General features: G+C 58.6%; 9 protein-coding genes and 1 pseudogene. 6 read left to right on the top strand and 4 right to left on the bottom strand.

Going from position 1 to position 11,527, the window contains the following annotated elements:
* Positions 1-250 precede the first annotated feature (250 nt).
* Entirely contained in the window at positions 251-931 is a 681-nt protein-coding gene (locus PG5_RS27995; RefSeq protein WP_020800448.1) for a bifunctional 2-polyprenyl-6-hydroxyphenol methylase/3-demethylubiquinol 3-O-methyltransferase UbiG, read from the bottom strand.
* Between the two features lie 127 nt (positions 932-1,058).
* Between PG5_RS27995 and PG5_RS35070 the strand changes: the two genes are divergently transcribed.
* Positions 1,059-1,193 carry a hypothetical protein gene (locus tag PG5_RS35070; RefSeq protein ID WP_020800447.1) on the top strand — a complete coding sequence of 45 codons (135 nt, stop codon included), beginning with the start codon at positions 1,059-1,061 and terminating at the stop codon, positions 1,191-1,193.
* A 55-nt stretch (positions 1,194-1,248) separates the two neighbouring features.
* Here PG5_RS35070 and PG5_RS27990 read toward each other — a convergent pair whose 3' ends face one another.
* Positions 1,249-2,814 (bottom strand): PAS domain-containing methyl-accepting chemotaxis protein, encoded by a 1,566-nt coding sequence (locus PG5_RS27990; RefSeq protein ID WP_020800446.1) that lies wholly within the window; start codon positions 2,812-2,814, stop codon positions 1,249-1,251.
* A 273-nt stretch (positions 2,815-3,087) separates the two neighbouring features.
* On the opposite strand from PG5_RS27990, the gene PG5_RS27985 reads away from it, so the two are divergent.
* The 4 genes from PG5_RS27985 to PG5_RS27970 all read left to right on the top strand — a co-directional run bounded on the left by PG5_RS27985 (position 3,088) and on the right by PG5_RS27970 (position 8,461).
* Positions 3,088-5,253: a methyl-accepting chemotaxis protein gene (locus PG5_RS27985; protein WP_020800445.1), complete on the top strand. Its 2,166-nt coding sequence runs from the start codon at positions 3,088-3,090 to the stop codon at positions 5,251-5,253.
* A 135-nt stretch (positions 5,254-5,388) separates the two neighbouring features.
* Positions 5,389-6,210, top strand: a complete 822-nt coding sequence (locus PG5_RS27980; protein ID WP_020800444.1) for a transporter substrate-binding domain-containing protein — start codon at positions 5,389-5,391, stop codon at positions 6,208-6,210.
* On the top strand, positions 6,207-7,052 hold the full coding sequence (locus tag PG5_RS27975) for an amino acid ABC transporter permease (RefSeq protein ID WP_033045514.1): 846 nt from the start codon (positions 6,207-6,209) through the stop codon (positions 7,050-7,052). Before PG5_RS27980 ends, PG5_RS27975 begins: the two co-directional genes overlap by 4 nt.
* Positions 7,053-7,087: 35 nt before the next feature.
* Positions 7,088-8,461: an LLM class flavin-dependent oxidoreductase gene (locus PG5_RS27970; RefSeq protein ID WP_020800442.1), complete on the top strand. Its 1,374-nt coding sequence runs from the start codon at positions 7,088-7,090 to the stop codon at positions 8,459-8,461.
* Between the two features lie 138 nt (positions 8,462-8,599).
* Here PG5_RS27970 and PG5_RS27965 read toward each other — a convergent pair whose 3' ends face one another.
* Positions 8,600-9,937 carry an MFS transporter gene (locus PG5_RS27965; protein WP_020800441.1) on the bottom strand — a complete coding sequence of 446 codons (1,338 nt, stop codon included), beginning with the start codon at positions 9,935-9,937 and terminating at the stop codon, positions 8,600-8,602.
* Positions 9,938-10,205: 268 nt separating this feature from the next.
* On the bottom strand, positions 10,206-10,994 hold the full coding sequence (locus tag PG5_RS27960) for an SDR family oxidoreductase (RefSeq protein WP_020800440.1): 789 nt from the start codon (positions 10,992-10,994) through the stop codon (positions 10,206-10,208).
* A gap of 249 nt (positions 10,995-11,243) precedes the next feature.
* Between PG5_RS27960 and PG5_RS34620 the strand changes: the two are divergent.
* Positions 11,244-11,527 (top strand): annotated as a pseudogene (locus tag PG5_RS34620) (hypothetical protein); the annotation flags it as partial.

Below are 11,527 nucleotides of genomic sequence, written 5' to 3'. Positions count from 1 at the left end.
GAATGCCGCCAGGGACGCTCCGCGTTCCGCTGACGACGCATTAATTGAGCCGTGCGCAACGGTGATGCGGAGCGTCACAGGATGAAAACGATCAGGTCAGTCCGCCTCGCATAGCTTTTGCTCTACATTGGCTTTTTGAAGGTTCTGCCCAGTGGGGGCGAGTTCATACACCCAGTCCAAATATGCTGCCATCTGCTGCGCAGGACCTGCGGCCCTGGCTCGGCCACACGATGAAACTGGAAAAAATCCTCTAAACAAAACCATCCCGCCGCTCAGCCACCAACAGCAACGACTGAGGCACGCTGCTCTGCGGGTGCTGCGGCTCTTGTAGCCCCGCCAGCCGGAACCCGGCCATGTCCAGCGCATTGAACCAACTGGACAAGGTTCGCAAGTACCACGGCATCGGTTGCCACTGCCCCTCGAATCCGCCGAAGGTCTCTTCCCGCCAGCCGTCCTGATAGTCGCCCGCAGCCACGGTCCATGGATGCAGCGTCTGGATCACCAGCGCGCCGCCGGGGGCGAGCAGGGCGTTCATGGCTGCGAGCAAGGGGATGATGTCCTGGTGCAGCAAGGCGAAGTTGGCGCAGATCAGGTCGTAGTCGCTGCCGATTGAAACCTTCGAATCCACCAGCTCTTCATAACTGGCCAGGTACACCGTTGAGGCACCGGCCGCCCGCGCTGACTCGACGAGCGTAGCGTCGCCGTCCACGCCGACGACCTCGATGCCTCGTTCCGCCAATGCACGCAACAGCCAGCCCTCGCCACAACCGAGGTCAAGCACGCACTCGGGTTGGCGGCCCATTATCGCCAGCAGGATGGCCTGGTCAGTGACATTGCGGCGGCTTTCAATGGCGCCGGTGCGCACGGCTTCGATCCAGGCGTGGGCGTTGTGGTGCCAGCTCTGGAGGAGTGTGGTTTCGTCGGCAGGCATGGCAATGTCCGAAGTGGTGGGGCTGGATAGAAGCATAGGACAGGTGAACGCAGACCATTGGTCCTGCTGCGGCTGATTGGGACAATGCGCCCTGTGCGTTGTCGAATGGAGTGACAAGCAAAGGTGCATGAGCTGGACGTTGTCGCACCCGCGTTTTGCAATCCTGTTCAGATTGAGAGGTGGACTGATGAACAACATAATCTACATCGTCGGGGTGGTGGTGATCGTCGCGGTGGTCCTGTCGTTCCTTGGGTTTGCATAGCTGGCGTCAACGGGCACCAGCGACGGTCTGAGACAGTCCGTCGCTGAGCTTTAGGTTATCGGTTAAATCGCTCGGCCAGGCTGTGCAGGTACTCGGCCATCCCTTCGAGATCCTGGCTGATGGCCGCGCCTTGCTTGGCCTGCCCCGCACTGTGATCGCACAGTTGAGCAATTCGCGTGATCTGTTGATTGATATCTTCGGTCACGTGACTTTGCTCTTCCGACGCCGACGCCATCTGCTGGCTCATATCGGTGATCCGGCTGACGGCCTGGCTGATACCGACCAAGGCAGCCTGCACCGCCTCGACACGCTGCATGCTGTCGCGAGAAATCTGTTCACCCCGGGTGGCCGTCGTGACTGCGCGATCGGCACCGATGTGCAGGGAAGCGATGATGCCGTGGATCTGTTCGGTTGAGGTGCGGGTGCGTTGGGCAAGGGATCGCACCTCATCGGCAACCACGGCAAAACCGCGACCTTGCTCGCCTGCCCGGGCCGCCTCGATCGCCGCGTTGAGCGCCAGCAGGTTGGTTTGTTCAGCAATCGACGTGATGACATCCACGACGCTGCCGATCGACTGCGTCTCGCTCGCCAACGCATTGACTGCTTGGGCGATTTCGTTGACGGCGGCGTTCATGGCCTCCATGGCGCGCAGGCTTTGTCCGGCCAACTCGCTGCCGTCCCTGGTCAACTGGTCAGCCTCGCAGGCGGCATGCGCGGTGCTGATGACGTTTTGCGTCACTTGCTGGTTGGTGGCCGCCATCTGTGAGATGGCGGCGGCGGACTGATCGGTTTCGCTGCGCTGGCGGTCAAGTGCCTGCGCTTGCAAGCCGGACAACTCGGATGATTGCGCCGCCTTGGCCTTTACACTGACCCCGGCATCCACGAGTCGACTCAAGGCTGTCTGCAAGCGGGCTTTCTCACTGAGCATGGCCATGTCCAGTTGCCCCTGGGGACCATGGTTATCGCTGTAGGTGAGTGCGACCAAGCGGTCGGCAAAAGCTTTCGGATGCTCGGCCAGGGTGCGCTGTATGGCGTTGCGTTGTCGGGACACGATCAGGAACCAGGCAATCCCCAGGCTCACTACCAGCACCCCTTGGGCCGCCGCTTTTTCCAGCCACTGATCAGCCAGCAGTGAAACCGTGGTTGCCATCAGTAATGGCCAACCCTGTTGCAGCGGCCGGAAAATCCGCGCACTCAGCGCGACGATCGGCTTGCCGGCGCGCATCCTTGCATAAAGCGCGCTTGCCCTGCGCACCTGGTCGCGACTGGGCACCGAACGAACCGACTCGTAACCGCTCAGGCGGCCGTTTTCATAGATGGGCGTGACGTAGGCACTGACCCAATAGAAATCACCATTCTTCGCACGATTTTTCACAATCCCCATCCAGGGCTTGCCTTGCTTGATGGTGTGCCACATATGCACGAATACCCCGGGCGGCATGTCGGGGTGCCGGACCAGATTATGCGTCTGACCAACCAGTTCGTCGTAGGTGAAACCGCTGATGTCGACAAACGCGTCATTGCAGTAAGTGATTCGGCTATCGAGATCGGTGGTGGAGATCAGGCGTTGATCGGCGGGGAATAATCTTTCATGGTCGGTTACGGGCAAATTCACACGCATAAAATGCGATCCCTATACGGATTTTTATTATGGTCTGGAACAGGTAAATCAAAAAATACGCGATGTGTTCTACGCGTATCCCGCGAGCGCCGACCCCGCATCGGACGACACTTTCTTTTCATTTGATGACAGGGGTGCCCTGCGTTTTTCTCGGCCTACAAAACCGGTGCCCAAGTCAACCTTACTCCTTTCCATGAGTTGGTTAGCCTGCTCACGAATTGGCCTGGTATTTGCTATCAATTAGCCATCTGAGTGTCGCAATGGACGAAGTAGATGTCGCTATCAAGTAATTTCATGCAATTGTCCGCCAACGAAAAACGCTGGCTACCCTGGTTCGGCAAGACTGGAAAACTCACGATGGGCTGGTCGTGCTGGCTCAATCGCTCGGCTTATCCGGTGATCGAGCAAACCTTCGAGGCCATCGCTGAAACCCGAGTGCAGTTGCTGCAGAACTGGACGCGCGAGAAGTGGGAGCACCTGGCGGAGCTGGCGGAACACCTGAGTGCTGATTTCGCCAGCCTCGACAGCACTTCATTGGTGGACAAGCTCGTCCAGGCGGAGGATTTTTCGGAGTTGTTTGTCGTTGACGCCAGCGGCAGTGTCATCGTTTCAACCTGGAGCCAGCGCGGCAAAGCTCGGCTGGAGCACACCCGCGCATTGGCGCAAGGATTGAAGGCGCCGTTCCTTCATGGCCCTTACAGCGATCTGCTGACCTTGCAAATCGGCCCCTCGTCTTCGCGCTTCTTTGATGAAGTCACGCTGATGTTCTATCAGCCCCTGAGGGTCGATGGAAAAGTCCTGGGCTGCCTCTGCGGCCGCATACCCAACGATGTGTTGGGCGATCTTATCCAGCGTGAGGCCGGGCACATTTTTGCCGAGTCGGGTGACAATTACCTGTTCATGGCGCAATCGCGTTTCGATCCCGCCATTGAGCCCGGTACCGCATTGTCACGCTCACGTTTCGAGGACGGCACCTTCAGCCACGGTGAAAATCTGAAGAGTGGCGTACACACCCCCTGGAAGACCGTGCAGATCCAGCGGCACACCGAGCTTGAGCTGCGCTTCACCGACCCGGCGACGCAACAACTGCATCCCGGCGTACGCGAGACTATCCGCAAGGGCTCCAACCTCTTCGTGACGTATCCCGGTTACTCCGACTACCGGCACATTCCAGTGGTGGGCAAGGGCGTTACCTTCCAGTTGCCAGGGTCACCGGACCGCTGGGGCATGATGTGCGAGGCCGACCTGGAGGAGGTCTACCGCCGGCGCTCGCTCAGCCACGGCTTGATGAAGCCCTACATCGCGACCATGACTGGACTCTTCGCCTGTAATTTCCTGGTCCAGCATTACAGTGGCCTGGACCAGGGCATGATTGATACCGTCGAGGTCTTGAGCATGGCTGGCGCCGCGCTCCTGTTCAGCCGGCTCGGGCCCAAGCGCCTGGCGGCAAGGTTGAACGAGATGACAGGCGTGATCCGGACCATTGCCGAAGGCGAGGGTAACCTGCGTCAGCGCCTGGACATCAAGCGCATGGCCAATGATGAGACGGGCGACATGGGGCGCTGGATCAACAGTTTCATCGACCATCTGGACTCGGTGGTAGGGCAAGTGGTGAAGGCCAGCAGCAGCGTCGGCACCACCAATCAGATGATGCTCGGACGCAGCCAGCAAGCCAGTGACACTTCCAGCGAAGTCTCCGAAGCGGTGCATCGCATGATGCTGATCGTCGAAGACCAACTGGGCGAGATCCAGCAGGCTTCTGCCAGCGCCGAACAAATGAAACAGGCGATGGATGAAGTTGTTACCCGTGCCCGCGAGCAATTTCTGGCCGTGCAGCAAGGCACACAATCCATTCGCGATGTGGTCGAACGTTCTTCATCGAGCGTGCAGTTGCTCGACAGCAGGATGACCCAGATCGGCAAGATCACCGGCCTGATCAGCGACATCACCAACCAGACCAATCTGCTGGCGCTCAATGCGGCCATCGAGGCCGCACGCGCAGGGGAACATGGGCGAGGTTTTGCAGTGGTCGCCGACGAGGTACGCAGCCTCGCTTCACGCACCTCCCGGGCGGCCGATGACATTCGGCAGATGGTCGAAGGCCTGCAGAACGAAACGCAAAAAGCCGTCAGCTTCATGGAGGAGGGCGTCAAGGACGTCGATAACAGCCTGCGCCTGGCCGAGGATGCCTCTTCGGAAAACGTGCAGCTGCATCAGGCGGTAGAGAGCATGTTTGCGATCATCCAGCAGCTCAATACTCGTAGCCTCGACTGCGGCCAGACGATCAAGAAGGTCGACCACTGCTCCACGCAAATGCGCCAGACCGTGGTGGTGCTGCAAAACAGTGCCGAAACGGTCAGGCTCAATGCCAATAAACTGCAGAAGCTGGTGGGGCAGTTCGAGGTGAGCGGCAATGGCGCGAGAGTAGCGGCTGTTTGAGTCCGTACGCCGGTGTATTCGGTGCTGATTGATATACCTTGAAATGAGCCTGTTATTCCATAAAACAAGTACTAACGATTTTTATATTGCGTTTTAATCTAATCAGTTATTTTCGATTGATTGGAGTACTTGTCTTTGAAAAGCAAAGCGTTTTTACCCCTTGGCCTGGCCTTGCTGACTCTCTGCTCAACAGCGTCCGCAGGGGCCATCCTTGATCGCGTCACGCAAAAAGGCGAGTTGACCGGCGTCCTGATGGAGAGTTATCCGCCGTTCTCTTTTCTCAACGAGCAAAACCAGTTGGACGGGTTTGACGTGGATGTGGCCAAGGCGGTTGCCCAACGTCTTGGCGTGAAGCTCAAGCTGGAAACACCATCCTGGGATGTCATCGCCGCCGGTCACTGGAACGGTCGTTATGACATCTGCGTGTGCTCGATGACGCCGAGCAAGGCCCGCGCCGAAGTATTCGATTTCCCTGTCGAATACTACCAGTCGCCGGCGGTGATCGTGGTGAATGCCAGTGACAACAAGATCACGGCAGGCAAGGATTTGTCTGGCAAAAAAATCGGGGTGATCAGCGCCTCGACATATGAAGCCTACCTGAACAAGGACCTGGTGATCGAAGGTGCCGAAGACAAGCCTTTGAGTTTTCCTTTCGATAATGTCCAGGTGGCGCCGTACGACAACGAGACCGTTGCCTTCCAGGACCTGGCACTGGGTACAGGCGTGCGCCTTGACGCGATGGTCACCAACCTGATCACGGCCCGCGAGCGTATCGCCCAGGACCCTCGCTTCAAGATTGCTGGCGATGCGCTGTATGCCGAACCGAACGTGGTGGCGATTGAAAAGGGCGATGCGCAATGGAACGCCAAGGTGACCGAAGTCATTGGCCAACTGAAGGCTGACGGAACGCTGGGCAACATTTCGCAGAAGTGGATCGGTGCCGACATCAGCCAATGACAGCCCAGAACCCATACCCGGCCAAAGCGACGGTGGCCGCCGAAACCGAGAAGCGTCGTGTTCACCTGTTATCGGGATTTCGCACGCGCCTGTATCTGACGTGGGCGACGCTGTTGGGATTGTGCGTCATGTTTTTCATGAGCTTCGATCTGAAGTTCTCGATCATTCTGGAGAGGTTGCCGAATCTGCTTGGGCTGCACCTGGGGCCGAACGGTTTCCTGCAAGGCGCCGCGCTGACGTTGTTCCTATGCTTGTGTTCGATCTGCCTGTCCTTGCTGCTGGGCTTCGTGACGGCGCTTGCACGACTGTCACGCAGCGCAGTGGCTTACGGCATCGCCAGTTTCTATGCCTCTTTTTTTCGCGGCACGCCGCTGCTGATCCAGATCCTGCTGATTTACCTGGGCTTGCCGCAACTGGGCGTCGTACCTGGCGCTATCAGTGCGGGGATCATTGCGCTTTCGCTTAATTACGGGGCTTACCTCAGCGAGATCTTTCGTGCCGGTATCCAGGCGGTAGCCCCCGGACAACGGGAAGCGGCGATGGCGTTGGGCCTCAGGCCGGCAGCGACTTTTTTGCACATCATCTTGCCGCAAGCGATGCGCACGATCATCCCGCCGACAACCAGTCAGTTCATTTCAATGCTCAAGGACTCATCGCTGATCTCAGTGATGGGTGTTTGGGAGGTCATGTTCCTGGCGCAGTCCTATGGACGGTCTTCTTATCGATACATCGAAATGCTCACCACCGCCGCCGTCATCTATTGGTTGCTGTCCATCGGGCTTGAACTGATCCAGCACCGCCTTGAACGCCACTACGGCAAAGGTTTCAAGAACCCGCGTTGAAGTTTGCCCTGTTACTTATTTAATCAGGAACCACGATGTCCGATCCAACTCCTCTTCTGTTTGCGCTCTATGAGCAAGCCAGCGTGGGCTGTGGCGGTGCGCCAAGCCTTTGGACTCACCCGGCTGATGAACGCCTGGCAATCAATTCCCTCGGCTACTGGTCGAACCTGGCGCGCATTGCTGACCAGGCGCACCTCGATATGCTGTTTTTTGGCGATGTACTGGGTTTCTACGACGTGTTTGGCGGCAACGCTGATGCGGCGATGAAATGGGCCGTTGAAGCACCGGCCAATGACCCGCTGATGATCATCCCGGCGTTGGCCGCCGTCACGCAGAACCTGGCCTTTGGCGTTACCGTGACCACCAGCTACGAACATCCCTTTACCCATGCCCGACGCTTCAGCACCCTGGATCACCTCACCAATGGCCGGGTCGGCTGGAATATCGTCACTTCATACCTGTCCAGCGCCGCCCGCAACTTCGGCCTGGAGCAAATGATCAAGCACGATGACCGGTATGAGCGCGCCGAAGAATTCCTGGATGTGGCCTACAAACTCTGGGAGGGCAGTTGGGCCGACGACGCTGTGGTCGCGGACAAGACGCGCCAACTCTACGCCCGGGGCGAGCGCGTGCGTGCGATCAATCATGCGGGTGAGCATTACCGCGTGGCCGGGCCGCACCTGACCTCGCCATCGCCACAACGCACGCCGTTGCTGATCCAGGCGGGCTGGTCGGGGCGCGGTCGTGAATTCGCCGCCAAACACGCCGAGTTGATTTTCGTTGCCAAGTCCAACCCCCAGGAGATTCGCTTGGGGCTGGAGGAAATCCGGGCCAAGGCCCAGGCACGCGGTCGTCACCGTGAAGATGTAAAGTCGCTGACGGTGTTGCGTATTGTCACCGCTAAAACAGAAATCGAAGCCCAGCGCAAATATGACGAGTTGCAAAGCAACTATCACCTGCAGGCACAGCTTGTGAGTTACGCGGGTGATACCGGTATTGATATCGGCCGCTACGCCGACAATGAGGCACTGTCCACCCACACCGAAGGCATGACTTCCTACGTGGTGCATCCTGATGGCAGTGGTAAACCCTTGACCGCGGGTGACGTCAAACAGCGTTTTGCAAAGGTCACCCGAGGTAGCGATCTTATCCTGGTGGGCACGCCACACCAGGTGGCCGAGCGCATCGAGGAGCATGCGCGAATCTCCGGCACCAGCGGCTACATGCTTAACCCGCTGATCAGTCCCGGCAGCCTTGAGGATTTCGTTGAACTGGTCATCCCCGAGTTGCAAAAGCGCGGGCTATACCGCACCCGGCCGCAAAGTGGCACCTTGCGTTCACGGTTGCGCGCCGACGGTTCGAGTCATTTGCCTGCCTCGGCTTATGGCGCCTCGTTCCGTTTTGACTGAGTGTTGCAGGCGGATGCGCAGTTGAGGTCAAACGGCACATGCGCCTGCACCCCGGTTGCCAGCGTCGTCATCGCCTGGCGATGAAAGGAACGCCCCCGCGCGATGGCGCCGGGGCGCGATTGTGTTGGTCCTTGTCCTTCAATGCGTCGCGACAGGTTGGCTAGCCGGTGCATCGGCTTGGGTGCGAATGATCAAGAGTGCTGCCGCTGCTATCGCCAACGGCACGATCAGCGCTGAGTAATAACCGGCAGGACCTCCGTGCTCCAGAAACCAGCCGCCGCTTGCCGATCCGATGATGGCGCCCACCCGGCCCAGTCCAATCGCCCAGCCGGTTGCGGTTGCCCGCAATGCGGTGGGATACGCCTGGGCAACCATGTAGTTCAAGACGATTTGCTGCCCACCAATGCCCAGGCCTGCGAGACCTGCGAGGGTGAACACCAGCGCCCAATGGGTGCCGCTATTCGCCAAGCCCAGGCACAGGGCAATACCGAAGACAAACAAGGCCAGCAGCAATAGCCGAACGTTGATTTTCGGCAAGATGATTGACAGCGGAATGGCACACACGACAAACACGGCGTTGACCGCAACAGTGCCCATGGGTGCCTGCTCTGCCGGCAGTCCCGTTGCTTTGAGAACAGTGGGTAGCCAGGATAGGAACATGAACCATGCCACCCAGTTGAAAAGGTAGACCGTCCATATGCCAAAGGTATTGCGCGCCAGGCCGCCAGAGAACAGGGAGGTGACGCTGGTTTTTACATCGGCCTCCGGGACGCTGTAGGTGCTGCCCGGGAGCGTTGGGTTCCTGGTGATGCTGGCGACAATTTTCCCGATCTTCTCAACGCTGCCATGGGTCCGTTGCCGGGTCAGGAAATACAACGACTCCGGCAGTGCGAACATCAAGACCACCACCAGTACCAGTGGCACGATACCGCCAACGGCAAAGATGCCTTGCCATCCAATCGAGGGCAGCATTTTCGCAGCCAGCAATCCGCCAAGAATGGCGCCAGCGGGCAAACCGAGCAGGACCGTGGTCATGATCGTGCCGCGTTGTCTTGCGCTGCCATACTCGGCGGCGAGCGAGAGAACCACGGGTGTCGCACCGCCCATGCCAAGCCCGGCGATAAAGCGCAAGACCAGGATCTGCTCGGTAGTCTGGGCAAATGCCGTTGCCAGGGAGGCGAAACCGAACAAGGCAACCGACCCGATAATGGCGGGCCGGCGGCCGAATTTGTCGCCCATCAGGCCCAGTACCATGGCACCGAGCACCATGCCGACAATTCCGGCGGTCAGGATGGGCGCCAAGGCGCCTGCGCCGAGTCCGAAGGCCTCAGTGATCGAGGGACCGGTAAAGGCAATGGCTTGGGTATCGAATCCATCAAGAATGGTGACGAAAAAACAAAGGGCGAAAACCCGCCACTGAAAAGAGCTGACTCGAGTGCTATCGATCAGCTCGGGAATTGAATAATGAGTGCTCATGACTGCTCCATTCAGTAAGGCATTTTTTATAGTTTTTACGCGCAGGCAGACCCTGCCGAATCACAGGCTAAGTGTGATGTCCGGTGGGGTCTAATATCATTTGGGTGCTAAGCGATACCTTGGAGGTATGGTAGGCAGGCGCCAGCGAGGCACTTGTCATTGAAAAGATTTACGGGCTGAAGAAAAGCAAAACGCGCAGTTCGAAACTGCGCTGTAGTAACGGGTCTGAGCGAAGGGCGAAAGCATCCAGGCCAGTGTGCCTGCCATTTTATTGGCTGGAGCGAATGGCCCCTCCATCAATCAACAGGTTCTGCCCGGTCAGGTAGCCCGCGTGACTGCTGCATACGAAGGCGCAAAGAGCACCGAACTCCTCGGGTGAGCCGAAGCGTTTAGCGGGAATTTGGCTACGGCATTCGTCGAGGAATGCTTCACTGTCCTGGCCCAGTTCCTGCGCGGCGGCGACCAGGTTGTCACGCAGCCGATCGGTGTCGAACGAGCCCGGTTGCAGGTTGTTGATCGTCACGTTACGACTGGCAATGTTTTCCTGCCGGGCAAGCCCTGCGACAAACCCAGTCAGGCCACTGCGTGCACCGTTGGACAGGCCCAGGCTCTCGATAGGCGACTTGACCGCACTCGAGGTGATGTTGATGATGCGGCCGAATCCGCGGGTCGCCATGCCGTCTACCGTTGCCTTGATCAACTCGATAGGGGTCAGCATGTTGGCGTCGAGCGCCTTGAGCCAGGCATCGCGGTTCCAGTCGCGGAAATCCCCGGGAGGAGGGCCTCCAGCGTTGTTGATCAAGATGTCGAAATGCTCATGGGCCGCGAGGGCTGCCGCACGCCCCTCTGGTGTTGCAATGTCGCCGGCGACGGCGATCACAGTCACTTCAGGATTCAACGACCTGAGCTGACGGGCCGTTTCATTCAGTGCCTGTTCGCCTCGGGCAGTGATCACCACGTTCACGCCTTCGCTGACGAGTGCCTGGGCGCAGGCTTTACCCAGGCCTTTGCTGGCAGCGCACACCAGCGCCCAGCGTCCTGCTATTCCAAGGTTCATGCGTGTGTTCCTGTAAGAAAAAAGCTCAAGTGAAGGGGCAATACTGTTCACTCAAGCATGGGGTTGTAGTTAAGAACTGGATTGGGTGTGTATCCATTCCTGCGGTAACGGCCACTTATGATTTCGCCCTTACGGCGACTCCCTTTTTCAAGCGCCGGTACGGACCGGACACATGGTTAACGGGGCGCCAAAAACAAAGCGAGGCGGCCTTATAGACGACCTGATCTTTGCGGATACCCCCAATCCCCTGTGGGAGCCAGCCTGCTGGCGATTGACGTTAACGATAACGCGCCCCGTCTGGATGAACGCGGTGCCTGGAAGTCCATCGTCGGAACGCCGCCCGGAGCAGGCTCGCTCCCACAATGGGATCGCAGACACACCTGCAATCAGGTCGGCGATAAGGCCGCCTCGCTTTTGCTTTTGCTTTTGCTTTTGCTTTTGATTTTCTTGCCCCTCGCGGCGGGCGGCGTTCCGTTTTTCCAAGTGACCCGCTGTAAAAGCGGAACCCTAGGTGGCCGTTACCGCAGGAATGG

Source organism: Pseudomonas sp. G5(2012) (genome assembly GCF_000408945.1).
Classification (GTDB): domain Bacteria; phylum Pseudomonadota; class Gammaproteobacteria; order Pseudomonadales; family Pseudomonadaceae; genus Aquipseudomonas; species Aquipseudomonas umsongensis.
This window is presented reverse-complemented; position numbering and strand designations above follow the sequence as displayed.

Bases quoted from the DNA above. Each gene is read 5' to 3' on its own strand.
- PG5_RS27990 (WP_020800446.1), bottom strand. From the start codon at position 2,814: ATGCGTGTGAATTTGCCCGTAACCGACCATGAAAGATTATTCCCCGCC.
- PG5_RS27970 (WP_020800442.1), top strand. From the start codon at position 7,088: ATGTCCGATCCAACTCCTCTTCTGTTTGCGCTCTATGAGCAAGCCAGC.
- PG5_RS27960 (WP_020800440.1), bottom strand. From the start codon at position 10,994: ATGAACCTTGGAATAGCAGGACGCTGGGCGCTGGTGTGCGCTGCCAGC.
- PG5_RS27995 (WP_020800448.1), bottom strand. From the start codon at position 931: ATGCCTGCCGACGAAACCACACTCCTCCAGAGCTGGCACCACAACGCC.
- PG5_RS27975 (WP_033045514.1), top strand. From the start codon at position 6,207: ATGACAGCCCAGAACCCATACCCGGCCAAAGCGACGGTGGCCGCCGAA.
- PG5_RS27965 (WP_020800441.1), bottom strand. From the start codon at position 9,937: ATGAGCACTCATTATTCAATTCCCGAGCTGATCGATAGCACTCGAGTC.
- PG5_RS35070 (WP_020800447.1), top strand. From the start codon at position 1,059: ATGAGCTGGACGTTGTCGCACCCGCGTTTTGCAATCCTGTTCAGATTG.
- PG5_RS27985 (WP_020800445.1), top strand. From the start codon at position 3,088: ATGTCGCTATCAAGTAATTTCATGCAATTGTCCGCCAACGAAAAACGC.